Annotated in this window: 16 protein-coding genes; 4 read left to right on the top strand and 12 right to left on the bottom strand. The window is 41.0% G+C overall.

What is annotated here, in order from left to right; genetic code table 11:
• Window positions 1–457 precede the first annotated feature (457 nt).
• A complete protein-coding gene (locus S4054249_RS07895; protein WP_046357918.1) occupies window positions 458–1,303 on the top strand; it encodes an ADP-ribosylglycohydrolase family protein in 846 nt (281 codons plus the stop codon).
• 16 nt (window positions 1,304–1,319) lie between these two features.
• Here the strand turns inward: S4054249_RS07895 and S4054249_RS07890 are convergent, their stop codons facing one another.
• From S4054249_RS07890 to S4054249_RS07880, 3 genes are all read right to left on the bottom strand, one after another.
• The gene (locus tag S4054249_RS07890; RefSeq protein WP_046357919.1) at window positions 1,320–1,685 is read right to left on the bottom strand and encodes a hypothetical protein; all 366 of its coding nucleotides are present in this window, start codon (window positions 1,683–1,685) and stop codon (window positions 1,320–1,322) included.
• A gap of 82 nt (window positions 1,686–1,767) precedes the next feature.
• A complete protein-coding gene (locus S4054249_RS07885) occupies window positions 1,768–2,130 on the bottom strand; it encodes a nuclear transport factor 2 family protein (protein WP_046357920.1) in 363 nt (120 codons plus the stop codon).
• Window positions 2,131–2,190: 60 nt separating this feature from the next.
• Window positions 2,191–3,231: an MBL fold metallo-hydrolase gene (locus S4054249_RS07880; protein ID WP_046357951.1), complete on the bottom strand. Its 1,041-nt coding sequence runs from the start codon at window positions 3,229–3,231 to the stop codon at window positions 2,191–2,193.
• Between the two features lie 192 nt (window positions 3,232–3,423).
• Between S4054249_RS07880 and S4054249_RS07875 the strand changes: the two genes are divergently transcribed.
• On the top strand, window positions 3,424–4,029 hold the full coding sequence (locus tag S4054249_RS07875) for a TetR/AcrR family transcriptional regulator (protein ID WP_046357921.1): 606 nt from the start codon (window positions 3,424–3,426) through the stop codon (window positions 4,027–4,029).
• Window positions 4,030–4,719 carry a tRNA (adenine(22)-N(1))-methyltransferase gene (locus tag S4054249_RS07870; RefSeq protein ID WP_046357922.1) on the top strand — a complete coding sequence of 230 codons (690 nt, stop codon included), beginning with the start codon at window positions 4,030–4,032 and terminating at the stop codon, window positions 4,717–4,719.
• Window positions 4,720–4,795: 76 nt separating this feature from the next.
• On the opposite strand, the gene S4054249_RS07865 is transcribed toward S4054249_RS07870, so the two are convergent.
• The 7 genes from S4054249_RS07865 to S4054249_RS07835 form a co-directional block, all read right to left on the bottom strand.
• Window positions 4,796–5,299: a GNAT family N-acetyltransferase gene (locus S4054249_RS07865; RefSeq protein WP_046357923.1), complete on the bottom strand. Its 504-nt coding sequence runs from the start codon at window positions 5,297–5,299 to the stop codon at window positions 4,796–4,798.
• Between the two features lie 19 nt (window positions 5,300–5,318).
• On the bottom strand, window positions 5,319–5,951 hold the full coding sequence (locus S4054249_RS07860; protein ID WP_046357924.1) for a LysE family translocator: 633 nt from the start codon (window positions 5,949–5,951) through the stop codon (window positions 5,319–5,321).
• 108 nt (window positions 5,952–6,059) lie between these two features.
• Window positions 6,060–7,409 (bottom strand): cell envelope integrity protein CreD, encoded by a 1,350-nt coding sequence (creD, locus tag S4054249_RS07855; RefSeq protein ID WP_046357925.1) that lies wholly within the window; start codon window positions 7,407–7,409, stop codon window positions 6,060–6,062.
• 71 nt (window positions 7,410–7,480) lie between these two features.
• Window positions 7,481–8,923 carry a two-component system sensor histidine kinase CreC gene (gene creC / locus S4054249_RS07850; protein ID WP_046357926.1) on the bottom strand — a complete coding sequence of 481 codons (1,443 nt, stop codon included), beginning with the start codon at window positions 8,921–8,923 and terminating at the stop codon, window positions 7,481–7,483.
• Entirely contained in the window at window positions 8,923–9,597 is a 675-nt protein-coding gene (locus S4054249_RS07845; protein WP_046357927.1) for a response regulator, read from the bottom strand. Before S4054249_RS07845 ends, creC begins: the two co-directional genes overlap by 1 nt.
• A 121-nt stretch (window positions 9,598–9,718) precedes the next feature.
• Window positions 9,719–10,192, bottom strand: a complete 474-nt coding sequence (locus S4054249_RS07840) for a macro domain-containing protein (protein ID WP_196764507.1) — start codon at window positions 10,190–10,192, stop codon at window positions 9,719–9,721.
• Window positions 10,189–10,812, bottom strand: coding sequence for a LysE family translocator (locus S4054249_RS07835; protein ID WP_046357928.1), 624 nt, complete (start codon window positions 10,810–10,812; stop codon window positions 10,189–10,191). Before S4054249_RS07835 ends, S4054249_RS07840 begins: the two co-directional genes overlap by 4 nt.
• Before the next feature lie 249 nt (window positions 10,813–11,061).
• Here S4054249_RS07835 and S4054249_RS07830 point away from each other — a divergent pair, with 249 nt between their 5' ends.
• Window positions 11,062–12,849, top strand: coding sequence for a putative bifunctional diguanylate cyclase/phosphodiesterase (locus S4054249_RS07830; RefSeq protein WP_052961126.1), 1,788 nt, complete (start codon window positions 11,062–11,064; stop codon window positions 12,847–12,849).
• 39 nt (window positions 12,850–12,888) lie between these two features.
• Here the strand turns inward: S4054249_RS07830 and S4054249_RS07825 are convergent, their stop codons facing one another.
• Both S4054249_RS07825 and S4054249_RS07820 read right to left on the bottom strand, forming a co-directional pair.
• Entirely contained in the window at window positions 12,889–13,317 is a 429-nt protein-coding gene (locus S4054249_RS07825) for a response regulator (protein WP_046357929.1), read from the bottom strand.
• Complete coding sequence (locus tag S4054249_RS07820; protein ID WP_052961127.1) at window positions 13,317–14,759, bottom strand: sensor histidine kinase; 1,443 nt, start codon at window positions 14,757–14,759, stop codon at window positions 13,317–13,319. Before S4054249_RS07820 ends, S4054249_RS07825 begins: the two co-directional genes overlap by 1 nt.
• Between the last annotated feature and the right edge of the window lies 1 nt (window position 14,760).

The following is a 14,760-nucleotide window of genomic DNA, read 5'->3' as shown; positions in this document are numbered from 1 at the left end:
TAACTGCTTCCCTATTCTGGCACAATTGAGACAACGAATTTGTTAAAAACCAACATTAGCTTTATTTTTATTCATCTGTGCGATATTTGTAGCGCTTGACTCATGTGTGTTTTTTCCTCAACGCTTGCATTAACTTTTTCCGTGAGGAATTAGGATAAATAGCCTCCAGTTCTCAGCCACATCATTTAAGTTGCTCAACTCACTGTGATGATTGCAAATGCACCACGCAATCGTATGGGTAAAGGTGGCTTTTACACGATACAGGTATACATATATTGAATAAGTAAAATTCACCATTTGAACCTTGTTTTAAACACACTCTTCTCACATATTTATCATTTATAGTTCAGGCTCAATTTGGCAAAATATTGCATTCTCTTTTTTCATGAAAAAATAGCCAGATAATCATGGATAAAGTTGAAAGTTAAAAAATAACTAAAAAAATAAGGGACACCTTATGCTACTTGAAATCGCAATCGGCGATGCTTACGGCGCTGGTTTTGAATTTGCAAGCAAAGAGAAAGTTGTGAATTTTAATAATTTAACAGCCTATCATGAGCATGGACTAGGCATCGCGCCTGGCCACTACACAGATGACACCCAAATGTCGTTAGCGCTTGCAGAACTCATAATAAGCTCAGCGCCTTGGGATGAATACACCATCACACAAAAATTTATTGAATGCTTTAAACGAGACAAGCGCCTTGGCTATTCCAAAGGCTTTTATGCATTTTTGGAATCAATTAATTCAGCTGATGAGTTTTTAGCCAAAATTAAGCCCAATAGCAAAGCCAATGGTGCTGCAATGCGCTCAGTTCCGATTGGCCTATTCCCAAACATTGAAGATGTACTTAGCAAAGCCAAATTACAAGCTAAACTCACCCATAATACCAACATTGGTATCAACTCATCTCAAGCTGTTGCGCTGGCCAGTCACTTCTTTTATTACCAAATAGGGCCTAAACAGCAACTTGCCGATTTTGTTCAGTCTCATACCGAAATTGAGTGGGACCGTCAGTGGCAAAAAGAGGTCGCATGCTGCGGCTATGAAACCATCAACGCACTACTGACCGTGTTATTGAATGCCAAAAGCTATTCTGAGCTGTTAATCAAATCGGTGGCATTTGGCGGTGATGTGGATACTGTCGCAGCGTGTGCATTGGGTATTGCAAGTTTAAGTGATGAGTATGTTAATGACCTACCTGCATTTTTATACGACGAACTTGAAAACAAACAATACGGTAAAGACTATTTAATAAAGCTCTCTTCTGACTTACTAGAAACTGTAAATAAGCTAAGGTAGCCAGTTGCCCTCTATATTACCTCACTGGTGGCAACAAGGGGGTAATATTACTACCATAATATGAAAAGACGACTTTTAGATGCTTATCTATGCTTCTCAGCTCTGCACGGCAAATATGTTTAAACTTTAAATTTGCTGAGCCCCTGTTAGAATTTAAAACTAGATTGCGTCTAAACCACATACGCAATTGTGCAGTATGTAGCGGATCATGACCGCTTAAGCATACTGATATAAATTTGCGTCCAGCATCAATGTAATCTGTGAGGTTATCAATATTGGCAGGACTATGCTTGAGTATCATTGACTTTACTGCAAACTCAGCGCTGGCAGTTTGATATGCTTGTTCAAATACATCTTTGGCAATCACCTGATGATAGTCCATAACTCAATATAACTTGATCTTTGATATTGATAATAATAATCAATATCAAAAACTCTGTAAACGTCACAGACTATTTAAATCATTAACCCATAAACGTCACTTTGCAAATAAGGCCATCTTTCACCTCGTAAGCTGCTATCACCTTAATGCTTTTATCAACCTCTTTGCTTGGTAATGTCGATGACTCAGCCAACTCATGATCAATTAAAAAGTGCTCGTGCACAATGCGCTTTAATGAAGTTGCGTGCAAGTAGCTTAAGCTGGCAAATTTTTTGCCATAGCGTTCAATCAAGGCACCTTTACCTTTGAACACTAAAGTTTGTGATTGGTAAATTTCTACATCATCGCTGTACGTTGCAGCAAAGGCGTCAATATCTTGATTATTATAAGCCTCAAGTTGACGATCGACGATGGTAATGGTGGCTTGCTCTGTTTCTGTATGCATAAATAAGGTCCAAATTATTATTAACTTGGACCGGTATACTATACAAACACATGTCGGGTGTTAACCGTTAGACATGAAAGATTTCCACCAAAAGGCATTATTATGCGCCTCTCCGGCAGTAAGTACTTCGCCAACAATGGGCGTATTGATTGTCACCTGATGCAGTTGAGCAGCTTTAGATACACGCTCTAACGGCTCATACCAAGCGTGGAATGCCAAGTCGAACGTACCATTATGAATAGGCAACATGACCCCTGCATTCAAATCAATATGTGCTTGCACGCTTTGTTCGGGCGTCATGTGGATATCAGCCCAATCTTTATCATAGGCACCCGTTTCAATAAAGGTGTAGTTAAATGGCCCGTAGCGTCGGCCTATGTCTTTAAAGCCATCGAAATACCCAGAATCACCGCTAAAATAAAGACTTTGCTCACCCGCTTTTATTACCCATGAGCCCCACAACGTTTTATTCCCATCGCCCAGTCCCCTGCCAGAAAAATGCTGTGTCGGCACAAAGGCGACCAAGCTCTCGCTGTCAACATGCTCCTGCCACCAGTCAAATACTTTAATCTTGGCTTTATCTACTCCCCACTGAGCAAGGTCCCCTTCCACGCCAAGTGGAACAAAAATTTCCTGCGTTTTATCCATCAAAGCCAACACGCTGTCTTTATCTAAATGATCGTAGTGATTGTGAGAAATTAAAATACGCTCAATTGGCGGTAAGTCTTCAAGAGAGATAGGTGTTTCTTGAAAGCGCTCAGGCCCTGCAAAACTAAATGGCGATGCGCGTTTAGAGAACACCGGATCTAACAACCAATATTTACCGTACACTTTTAATAAGACAGATGAGTGGCCTAACTTGATCATGTGGACTTGTGTGTCCGATAGCTCTGACAACATGGATTTAGTCTGTTGCACCATAGGTAATGGCTTGTTAGGCACAGGCGAAGTTTTTGACTCCGTTATAAAGCGCCAAAAAATACCCAGTGTTTTACTTAAACTTGGCGGTTGGGTTTCATTGGTGTTGTGAAACTGGCCTTCTTTAAATTGTGTTGAGCGATAACCCGCTTCATTCACTTGTGCGTCTAAATTTGACACCATAGAACATCCTCCAACCGTTAATCCAAATAATACTGCTGCTACAAAAGACACTTTATATTTAGCTTTCATATGCCACCACAAAAAGTAAACTACACGGTGCAGTTTTACACAAGAAACAATAAAAGTAAACTACACAGTGCAAGTTTTATTGATTTCAGCTACACTAGCCCCATCAAAGTGAGGAGTTAATTGATGAAGCTATCAGAGAAAAAACGCTTACAAATCATTCATGCAGCAGAACATTTATTTGCTGAACACGGTGCGCAACAAACTAGTATGGATTTGGTTGCCCAAACCGCAGAAGTATCTAAACGCACTGTATATAATCACTTTGATAGCAAAGAAGCGCTACTTTACGCCGTGATTGAAAACATGCTCAGCCAAGTAACCCAAGACCAAGAGCTTGTTTATACGAATGACAAACCTATGCGCGATCAGCTTATCGACATCGCAAAATCAGAAGCAGACATGTTGACCTCTGCTCCCTTTTTGCGCATCGCGCGGGTGGCTTTTTTAGAACTGTTGCAAAACCCAGATATGGCTGCACACTTAAATAACACCAAAGTGGGCTGTATGCGCTACTTCGAAACCTTTATTGACCACGCAATCACCGCAAAGCAACTGGAAGTCGATGATATTACTTTCGCAGCCAAGCAATTTGTCTTTCAGTTAAAGTCCTTTATTTTTTACCCTCGCCTGTATGGTTTTGAGCTTGATGCTCACATCACCCAAGACAAGGTCATTGAAGAAACCGTCGATATGTTTTTAGCACGCTATCAAATTAAAAGTGAGCGATAAATGAAGTTAGGTAAACGACTTGCACAAATTAGCCAGCTTGTTGACAACCAATACTCACACATTTGGGATTGCTGTTGTGATCATGGCTTTTTGGGCGCAAATCTACTAGATAAAAACCTTGATGCGACGGTGCATTTTGTTGATATTGTCCCCCATTTAATGCAGGCTTTAGAGGCTAAACTAGAAGAGTTTTACGCAGACAAACGTACGCAATGGCAAACCCATTGTATGGATGTTGCAAAACTCCCCCTTAAGGAAAAACCAGGGAAGCACCTTGTCATTATTGCCGGTGTTGGCGGTGACCTATGTGGTCGATTTATCAAACACATACTCGCCAATAATCCAAGTTCTGACATCGAGTTTTTACTCTGTCCTGTGCATCACCTTTATACTTTGAGACAAACGCTTAATCACCTCAATTTGAATCTGATTAATGAGACATTAATTAGCGAAAATAAACGCTATTACGAAATACTGAAAATCACCAATAGCCCTGCAGTACAAGCACACTCAATCTCACCTGTAGGTGAAGCGATATGGCAATTTAGTGATGCGCAATCCTCTGCCAATGCAAAAGCCTATTTAAGTAAAACCATCGCTCACTACCAACGTATTAATCGCGGTGACAATGACGTGTCAGATATCATTGCAGCATATGAAGGTGTGAAGGTCGCGCCCAAAAACGAATAGGCAACTTGGCAAGCGAGTAAAATCAGCGATGGCTTTATTTCAAGCCATCGGCTCTTCTCTAAATGGTGAATTCCTTTTATTTAGCAATCGTAAAAATATCGCGATACACCCCATCTGGGAAGCAGTACCTGTCCGTTTTAACGCCTCCTAAGCGCTCAACCAATGCTCGCGCAGCTACATTGTCATCGTTCATATAAGTTTGTACTTGTGTAAACTTTAACTCTGCATAAGCATACTCAATCGCCACTTTAGACGCCTCAAGGGCGTAGCCTTTGCCACGCCCCTCAGGCAACAACCACCAGGTCAGTTCCGTTGGCCAGTTGTATCCGCGCCAAAAACCACATGTGCCAATATAGCGCCCAGTTTCTTTTTCTTGTATAGCCCACACCCCAAAACCATATAAAGCCCAACACCCCAGGTCGGCTTTAAGTCTAGCGAGCACTTTTGCTGGCTCAATCGGCCCGCCGTACATTTTTGATGCACTACCATCAGTATAAAACTGCAAATAGGCATCTAAGCACGCTTCATTTGGCGCAACTAGCCTGAGCCGTTCAGTGTCCAAGGTTTTAATTGTTGTCATTGCATATCCCGTTGTGATGTTATTTTGACAGCGCTAACCTTGCTGCCAGCGCCAAAAACAGCGCACCTAAAATGCCATCAAAATGTTGGCTAATATTAATCTTTCTTGCAAATATCTTTGCTACCTTACTGAAAACAAATGAAAAAACAAAGTTAACCAGCAATACAATCGTACATAGCAACACGCCTAAAATGATGATCTGCATACTCATTGGCTGTGCATCATTGGTAAATTGCACTAAGAACACACTAAAAAATAAGATGGCTTTTGGATTCATCAAATTATTTAAAAACCCTTTTAAAACCAGATTACTAGACGATAGGCTCGGGGTTTGTACTACGTTTTCATGCTGTTGAGCATTCGCCCACCATGTGCGCAGCATAGTCACGCCAAGCCACGCCAAATACAGCGCACCCAGCATTTTTATAATCATGACCAAAGGAGGAAACTGTTGCATTAATTGACCCAGTCCCAAAGCGACAGCAAGAGTTTGTACAATGCCTGCGACAAAAATACCAATGGATATTCTGACTCCTGCTAATACACCTTGCCCAGACGAGTAAGCAGAAATAAGGACCAGATCGGGCCCTGGTGACACCGCGAGTATTAAACAGGTCATCACAAAAAGTGGCAAAATCGAAAGTTCTAGCATAAATACAATCTCCATCGTTATTACTGCAAAAAACCAACAAGTTTGCCACACATACTCCCTTTAAATAAATACGTCTTAATGATTGATTTTTATATTTTATGTACAGTGTTAAGTCTTAGATATACTCTCATGATCGGTTTCACATGTAGTCTTACTGACGGATTGCTGAGCCGAGCCATACCAGTTCACTTTGCGAGTTAAAATCATCACTAATGACAAGACAATAAAGCACATTAAGCTACCCATAAGGAGTGCATAGTCCTCTGCCCCTAACATGCCATACAGCAAGCTGTATAACATCGCCAAGCCAAGACTAAAGTACACACCTAATTTGGCATTGTTTAATACTCCAGCTACATACCAACCAAGCAAACCTGTTGCACTCAATGTTGAAATCACATACGCAAGGCCAAAACCCAGGTGTTCACTCAAAGAGATCAGTAACAAGTAAAAAATGGCCAAGGTGACCCCTACAAAGCCGTATTGCACAGGGTGAATAGGCTCTGAGCGCACCAATTCGAGTAAAAAGAAGCTTGCCATTACAAGTAAAATAACCAACAGTGCATAGTTAATAGCGCGATGACTTTTTAAATAATGATCAACCGGGTCAACAAGGGCAACGCCCAAAGTACGGTTCATAAGTTCTGTACATTCATTACGCATCACGCAACTGGTAAATATGCTTTGCATGTTGGTAGAGAAATAACTAGCTTGCCAACGCGCAGTAAAAGCTTCGTCACTGATGTCCGAACTCAGTGGTAAATACTCTCCTTCAAAACTAGGGTGAGGCCAGTTTGCTGACATGCTTACATGGGTTTCACTGCCAAGCGGCGACACAGCAAGGCGGATCATGCCTTGCAAATGTAAATCAGCAGAGAAAGCCAATGTTTCTTGTGATAACGCAGAAACAGCAATTGGCGCATGAACTCCCTCTTTTATGCTGGTAAGCAGAGTGCCTGGTAACATGTCTACTTCTTTGTTCGCTACTTTAAGCACAGAATCTAGACCTATGCCGCGAATATCTTGAATACCAAACACCAAATTTACTGACAGTATTTTGTCAGCCTCAAGCTCATTAAGATGCGCCACTGAAAATTCACCGGAGATGGTATTAATAGAGCGGTATAAAGTGGCTTTATAAATGCTACGATACTTCTCAAACGTATCTAACTTTGCATGAACTTTCAGTGTGTCAGGCAGAACAAACGCCTTATTTTTAATGGTTTTGGTTTCCTGATTACGCATTACTTCCCGCTCGTATTCTATGTATAAAAACGGGCCAATCAGACGCTGCTCGTCACTGCTGCTTTTGGCAATTTCTTGTTGCACTTGTTGCTGTATTGAACTTCGTTCATCAATTAAATCGGCAATGAACATGATGGGGATCATCAGAAAAAGTAACACGCCAATTAAAGTGGCAAACTTAATTCCGATTTTTTCTTTATTGTGATTATTCATAATTAACTCCTCAGGTTTACCAACACTGTATCAATCTCGTTTGGTATCTCTGTGGAGTTAATATGGAGTCTTTATGGAGTTTTAATCGCGAGTGTGACTTCAACGCCCTCTGGCTGATTGCAAACATTTAAATAGCCAAAGTGTAACTTAGCCACTTGCTCAACAAAATTCAGCCCAAGCCCTGTGCTTTTATTGCCATTGGCTCTTGGCAGTGAATAAAACCGCTCTGTTAAACGAGGTAATGCATAGTCGGGTATGTGTTCGCCTTGGTTAAAAATCACAAAGCAGCAATGCTTGTCTCGCGGCTCAATGCGCACTGTGATCTCGCCGCCCTCTACAATAAAATCTAACGCATTATCAAACAGATTCAATAAGGCTTGGCGTAGTAAAAACTCATCTCCGACAAGCGCAATATTTTGACTGTCATCAAACTGATACTTCACTGATTTTTGCTCAAGCTTAATGCTCAAGATATCTGCAACTGAATTGACCAAATCACGGCTTTGAATATCGCTGGTTTGCTCAAGTTCAGGCTGCTTTTCAAGTTTTGCCAATACCAGTAATTTATCAATTAAGGATTGCATCCGCGCAGACTCGCGCTCAATGTTGCTTGCAAATTGTTGCCGCTTCCTCTCTTCGAGGGGCATTTGGAGCAATTCACTGGCGCCTTTAATCCCAGACAGTGGGCTCTTGAGTTCGTGAGTTAAAGTTTCAACATACGTGGCGACGTAATCTTTGCCATCTAGCTGATTTCTCATCTCAGAAAGCGCATCACTGAGTTGCGCATATTCGTAAAACACCCTAAAAGTCGGTTTACTTGCCTTTTCGCCTCGCCCCATTTTATACGCGTAGACAGACAGTTTTTTCAGTGCTGAGTTAATCCGCCAAGCTACCACGGCACCAACCAATAAAACCATCACGCTCATTATGCCCAGCCAATTAAACACTCGCTCCTTGGAGAGCTCTATAAAAGGCTGAACAGAGCGATTAGCCTTAGCAACCGTCAAACTGCCGATGGTTTTACCTTGATGGATAATCGGTGCCGCAACATGCATCACCGTTGAAAGTGGGTCGTTGGGGTCAGTAGCCGTTGAACGCGCGCCGTACTCGCCTCGCAAAGTCAGATAAACGTCATTCCACCTAGAAAAGTCACTGCCAATATCTTGCTGCCACGAGTCCGCCACGACAATCCCATGACTATCAGTAACGTAAATACGATGAGTCATCGACTTTTTATCTACGCCCCAAATCGCCGCATCTACACTACGATTACCAAACTGCTGGAGTAAATCAGCTATTTTACTGTTTTGTAGTGTGTCATTTGCCAAATCATCCGCAATCAGCACAGCGAGCAAATTCGCCATATCTACCAAGGTTTCTTCTGTTGTCTGTCTAACCGTTGGCTTAATTTCTTTGATAAGCGTCGAGCTAACAAAGTAAGTCGTCATGATCACAATAACGAAATAGAGCAAAAACAATCTGATCCCAAGCGGAATTTTAGGCCATCGCTGCATCATAACTCCGAGTATTCAAAATAATACCCAAATCCACGTTTGGTCTTAAGGTGTTCGCTCATATCTACTGCTTTAAGCTTGTTACGAATGGCTTTAATATGAGAATCAATATTGCGCTCATAAGCCTCTTCTGCTGGCATCTGGGCAAAATCCATCAATTGTTGACGACTCAATATGCGCGGTGATGACTGCAACAATGCGTCCAACACCCTAAACTCCAGCGCAGTCAAACCAAGCCCAACACCACCTTTATAAAAATCATAGTTTTCAGACACTAAGCCACTTGATAATTTCTTTACTGCTGCGGGCAATGATGTTTGACGAGGCTTGAGTCTGAGCTTTACTCGAGCGAGCATCTCTCTTGGGCTAAATGGCTTAGTAACATAATCATCTGCCCCAATCTCTAACCCTACAACACGGTCAATTTCGTCAGCGCGGGCAGTTAAGAATATAATAGGCAATGCCGAAAATTCTCGGATCTGTTTACATAATTCAAAGCCATTACCATCAGGTAAGCCAACATCAAGAATCAATAAGTCCGATTGGTTAGTTTGTAAGTGAGTAAGGCCAGCCCCCGCGGTATTGAACCAGACGACATTGAAGCCATCCATCTCAAGTACATGTGTCAATGTATCTGCAATTGCAGGTTCATCTTCAATGATGACAATATTCAAAAGGCCTCCACTGTAAAGGCAGTCAATTTGCTTAGAGTTTGAAACGCTCAGTATAGGTGAGAGTAAAATGATAAACTACAAAAAGCATATTAAAAACGGGATGTTATGACAATAATTTAAACTAATCCGCGGTAAATTTAACCAGTTTCACCGCAACTGGGCTATCTAACTGATCGAGTGTATTCATAATACATTGATAAGACCATCGTGTAGAGCGGTTACCAGAACCTGCACCAATCAAAGGCATTGCAATGTGCTTAAAATCTTGTTGCTGAGCAAGCAAAATGGCACTCTTAACAGACTGCGTCACTGAATATTGTGTGGCAAACCAGCATAAATTTATGCCCGCAACGTGAATAATGCCTTTATAATCCAAGCTACCCGCAGAAGTCAGCCTAGCTTCACCAAGCGGGATTGCACCAAACTTTGCAACCTCTTTAAAAGGCATAGTCCCCGCTTTTCGTTTAATTGCCCCTGATACGCCCTGTGGCAGCAATAACCACCAAGGAATGATATTGCGATTCCAGCTATTTACTATCGCATCCACTTTTTGCTCTAACAAATCGCCATGTACTACGGTGACGTCAATACTCATAACATACTCTTCTTCACTTGTGTAAATATTTCACTAATAACAGGCACAACCGACAATACAAGCAGTCCAGCCATAACATAATTAAATACTTGTCTGGCTTTACCTTGAGTGAACACACGCTTTAGGGCCGTGCCACATAACAGCCAGCTTCCAACACACGGAAATGCAGCCACCAAAAAGACCAATGCTATGGTGATATTTTGCAATAGATATCCTTCACCCACTGTTGTAAACGCCGCAATGGCACCTGTTGCGACTATCCAAGCCTTCGCGTTGACCCACTGAAATAAAGCACCGTTAATAAAAGTCATTGGCTGCTGTGTTTTATGTTCCAACTCACCAGCCGCAGTGCGGGCAATGAGCCATGCCAAGTAAAAAAGATAGAGCACACCAGCACACTTGATAATGAAATGTAAGCTGGGAAAGAGCGAAAAGAGTTGACCAAATCCAAGTCCAACCACCATCAGCATGACACTAAAGCCTACACAAATACCCGATAACAGCGGTAATGTCTTTTTAACGCCAAAATTTACCCCACTGGTCATCACCATAATATTATTTGGTCCCGGCGTGATGGAGGTAGAAAAGGCGAATAAAGCCACTGCAAAAATGTATTCCATCTTTTTCATTCCTGTCGTTATTACCAGCTGCACCCATTTACCTAATATTCATACACAGTAGGACAGCGTTTGTACACAAAAAAGACAACTATCCGACTTAATAGCCCCGAAAAATCACCATTGGGAATTTTTTATTCCTAATTTTAGCTAAAGCCTACAATTATATAAGCCTTAGTCTAGAGTTAAGAGTGAGTATAGTAATTTATACTGATTAGTATTGGGTTACGGACTGAACAGGGAAAGATATTTATGACTTATACTAAGCTACTCGTCGTTGATGATGATGCCATTGATAGAAAAACCGTAATCAAAACACTCTCTGGCGAGCAACAGCATTACGATATTGTTGAGGCCAATAGTCTGGTAGAAGCTTATCAATTAATCCAAGACATGCAGTTTGATGTCATTTTGCTCGACTTTAACATGCCTTTAGTCAATGGTGTTGAAGCCATCATTGATTTACGTGGAGACTGTCACCTCAAGCACACCGCCATAGTGATGATCAGTAACCTTTATGATCACCAGCTCGTACTAGATTGCATCAACGCGGGGGCACAAGATTTTTTGCTCAAACACGAAATTACCAGCTCACAACTTGCACGCTCCATCTTGCAAGCCAGAAAACGCCATGAACTTGAGCAACAACTCCACGATAGCTATCAACACATAAAAGACTTAGCCGAGAAAGATACCCTCACAGGGCTATACAATCGCTTTCATTTTGAAGAGGTTCTCAGCCGCCTATTGCTAACCCGTACTAGACGGAATGACGAAATTGTCGCAGTTATGATGCTCGACTTAGATAAGTTTAAACACATTAATGATCATTTTGGTCATGATGCTGGAGACAGACTGCTAATAGCCGTTGCAGGCAGAATCAAAGAGATATTAAGAGAAAATGAGTTATTAGCCCGCCTTGGAGGTGACGAATTTGCGTTTGCCTGTGGCGAACTCACCAATATTTCTCAGACTAAAGTGATTGCTAAACGTATATTAAGCACGTTTGAAATACCTTTTGAATTAGATGGACATGCCATTCATTGCACTGCCAGCATTGGCATTGCTTTAGCCCCCATTAACGCAGAACACGCGAAAGATTTAATCAAACTTGCTGATATCGCCATGTATCGTGCCAAGCGTCAAAGTGGTGAACATATTGAAATTTTTCAAGACAATGTCCAAGAGACTTTTTTACTCAAATACAAGGTAGAGACCGAACTTAGGCAAGCCGCATTTAATCATGATTTTCAACTCAACTATCAACCCATCATCAACAGTAAAACAGAAAAAATTGAAATCATAGAGGCATTGATCCGCTGGCCTTTTGCACAGACAACACAACTGCCTAATGAGTTTATTCCTATCGCTGAAGAAACCGAACTGATCCAATCTATCGGTAAATGGGTACTCGAGTCAGCACTCGGACAATTTGCAGGTATGCTTAAAACAGACCGCTATGACCTCAAACTGGCAATCAACATCTCTGCAAATCAACTCGCTACCAGTGGGTTTTCGTACATGGTGATTGAAACGCTCAGCCAGCTAAGTATCCCAGCAAATAAATTGATCCTCGAGCTCACAGAGTCAGCGTTATTGCAAGATTGCTCCATCATCAATGAAACTTTAACCACACTATCAGAGCATGGGGTGAATCTGGCACTGGACGATTTTGGCACGGGTTTTTCTTCACTTCCCCATTTACTGAAATCGCCCATCAAAATGGTTAAAATTGACCGTTCAATCATTCAAAGTATCTCACATCCGGACTCAACCAACCATGATATGCTCAAAGGGTTGGCCTATATGCTCTCTAAACTTGACTTTAAAATGGTTGCCGAAGGCGTAGAAACCGCACCACAAACCTCGGCCTGTAACGAGCTGAATATCCATTTTTTGCAAGGGTATTTGTTTTATCAGCCCATGACGGAGCAAAAAGTAAAACAGTTACTTGAAGATGAGCAAAGAAACTCAGGGCATCTATCTGTGGTAAACAGTCAAACAGAAATCAGCCAACTTGGTGGCAAGACTGACAAATAGTATCCCTCGTAATTTGTCAGCTCTATGGAATCAAACAATTCAGCTTTGTGCAAGCAAGGTAATTTGCTCTGTAAGGTTATTAACACCAAATGACCCTTTAATAAAATAGCCTTTAACAAAAGAATGGCTTAACGCGACTTGTTTGTCTTTTTCTCTTTCAGAACTACTAAACATAACAATAATGATGGCGTCCAAAGCAAACTTTTTTCTAATCACTTCAAACTGCTCTAAAAACTCAAATCCATTCATTAAAGGCATATTAATATCTAAAAAAACAAATTTAGGTGGGTAAAGCGTATCAAATAAATCGAATAACTCTTTATCGTTTTCAAAAAAGTCGACCGCCTTTTGGCCATCACTCGCTTCGAAAACTTTACTGATGGGTAGCTGTGCACTATTCAACTGCCGCTTTAGGATGTATCTATCATCCTCATTATCATCAACAATTAAAATAGAAAATGGATCCATTATGTATTCCTTTTTAGATAGATCAAAAAACGCGTCCCCTTTTTGGACGTTTCAAACTTGATGTAACCTTGCATTTTATCGACGTGCTTTTTAACTATGGCCAAGCCGAGCCCAGACCCTGACGATAAATGAGGGTGAAAGCGTTTAAACATCTCAAATACTTCATCATGGTGTGCCTCTGGGATACCCACACCGTTATCTTCCACCTCGATTACCAACCAGTCTGCTCCATCACCTTTAACAGTGATCTTCACAAAATGGTTAGATTTGGCACTGTCTATATATTTAAATGCATTCGATAGAAGGTTTTCAATGATTTGTTTATACCGTGCACGCTGACCTAAGATTACTGGTGGGTGGAGTGCAACAGAAACCTCGAAATCCACCTCTTTACTGTGAAAAAATGCATCTCTTTTTACTTTAATTTCTTCTATCAAGTCATGAATATCAAATGCTTGATTTTCTTCTGTTTGCAGATCCACGCGAGTTAAAGACAAAATATCATCTACTAAAGATTCTAGCTTGCTGGCTTGATTAAAAATCCTTTCCACATTGTTTTTGGCCTCCGTTAAGTTACCCGCTTCCATATCTTCTAGTACATACTTGGCTAATTGCTTTGACGCCGTGAGCGGTGACTTTAAATCATGTGATGTGCGATACGAAAATTGACTCAACTCTTCATTGGCTGTTTCTATTTTTTCGATGTTATCACCCAGTTTAACTCGCATTTTTTCTAGCGACTGACTTAACATGGCAAACTCAAGTGGCGAGCTAATTACCAGCTTGTCGTCCAATTTTAATCTGGCTACATTTTCAGAAAATTGAGTAATTTTATGTAGAGGAGCAATAAACAGATAGCGGTAAATGAATGATGTTATTAAAAACAGTAAAACCAAAATAAACACACAGACCCAAAAAACCACAAAACCAATTTCTAATAACAGGTCACTGGTTTTGGCTAAGGGATATATTCCGAAGATCTCCCACTGCCAAGGTTCATATGAATGTCTTGTATAAAAATAAAGCTCACCTCCTAGCTCTATTAGTTCAGCTTCATCAGCATTTCCAATATCTAATGGTTGCAACGCGTCTAACGACGCGACATTTAAGTAAGCACTGTTGTAAAACCACCTTTCTAGCGTATTATCAAAAACTAGAAAACTGCCATCATAATGTTCATAGTTCTGATTAATCTCTAAAAGTACCTCTTGTTTGTAAGCGTCTACATAATCTGCATAGCCATCTAGCTTATTTTTTATTAAAGCTTGGTTTCTTGACTCCACATGCAAACCGATAAAATCCTTGGTATGAATATCATTAATCAATCTCAACTTATCAAAGGTTGTTTGTTCGATAAATTGATAGGCAATAACACCCACAGCTGCTGGACCAATAACAACAATCGGCAAAAAAACAATAAAAAGCAGGTATTTCAGCTTCATA

Origin of the sequence: Pseudoalteromonas luteoviolacea (assembly GCF_001750165.1) — a bacterium.
GTDB classification, from domain to species: Bacteria; Pseudomonadota; Gammaproteobacteria; order Enterobacterales; family Alteromonadaceae; genus Pseudoalteromonas; species Pseudoalteromonas luteoviolacea_G.
The sequence above is the reverse complement of the archived record's forward strand: the minus strand, read 5'-3'. Positions and strand labels throughout refer to the sequence as shown.

Excerpts from the sequence above, each read along its gene's own strand:
- S4054249_RS07825 (WP_046357929.1), bottom strand. The coding sequence starts at position 13,317 with ATGGATCCATTTTCTATTTTAATTGTTGATGATAATGAGGATGATAGA.
- S4054249_RS07875 (WP_046357921.1), top strand. The coding sequence starts at position 3,424 with ATGAAGCTATCAGAGAAAAAACGCTTACAAATCATTCATGCAGCAGAA.
- creD (WP_046357925.1), bottom strand. The coding sequence starts at position 7,409 with ATGAATAATCACAATAAAGAAAAAATCGGAATTAAGTTTGCCACTTTA.
- S4054249_RS07870 (WP_046357922.1), top strand. The coding sequence starts at position 4,030 with ATGAAGTTAGGTAAACGACTTGCACAAATTAGCCAGCTTGTTGACAAC.
- S4054249_RS07880 (WP_046357951.1), bottom strand. The coding sequence starts at position 3,231 with ATGGTGTCAAATTTAGACGCACAAGTGAATGAAGCGGGTTATCGCTCA.
- S4054249_RS07840 (WP_196764507.1), bottom strand. The coding sequence starts at position 10,192 with ATGAGTATTGACGTCACCGTAGTACATGGCGATTTGTTAGAGCAAAAA.
- creC (WP_046357926.1), bottom strand. The coding sequence starts at position 8,923 with ATGCAGCGATGGCCTAAAATTCCGCTTGGGATCAGATTGTTTTTGCTC.
- S4054249_RS07835 (WP_046357928.1), bottom strand. The coding sequence starts at position 10,812 with ATGGAATACATTTTTGCAGTGGCTTTATTCGCCTTTTCTACCTCCATC.
- S4054249_RS07860 (WP_046357924.1), bottom strand. The coding sequence starts at position 5,951 with ATGCTAGAACTTTCGATTTTGCCACTTTTTGTGATGACCTGTTTAATA.
- S4054249_RS07895 (WP_046357918.1), top strand. The coding sequence starts at position 458 with ATGCTACTTGAAATCGCAATCGGCGATGCTTACGGCGCTGGTTTTGAA.
- S4054249_RS07890 (WP_046357919.1), bottom strand. The coding sequence starts at position 1,685 with ATGGACTATCATCAGGTGATTGCCAAAGATGTATTTGAACAAGCATAT.
- S4054249_RS07830 (WP_052961126.1), top strand. The coding sequence starts at position 11,062 with ATGACTTATACTAAGCTACTCGTCGTTGATGATGATGCCATTGATAGA.
- S4054249_RS07865 (WP_046357923.1), bottom strand. The coding sequence starts at position 5,299 with ATGACAACAATTAAAACCTTGGACACTGAACGGCTCAGGCTAGTTGCG.
- S4054249_RS07885 (WP_046357920.1), bottom strand. The coding sequence starts at position 2,130 with ATGCATACAGAAACAGAGCAAGCCACCATTACCATCGTCGATCGTCAA.
- S4054249_RS07820 (WP_052961127.1), bottom strand. The coding sequence starts at position 14,759 with ATGAAGCTGAAATACCTGCTTTTTATTGTTTTTTTGCCGATTGTTGTT.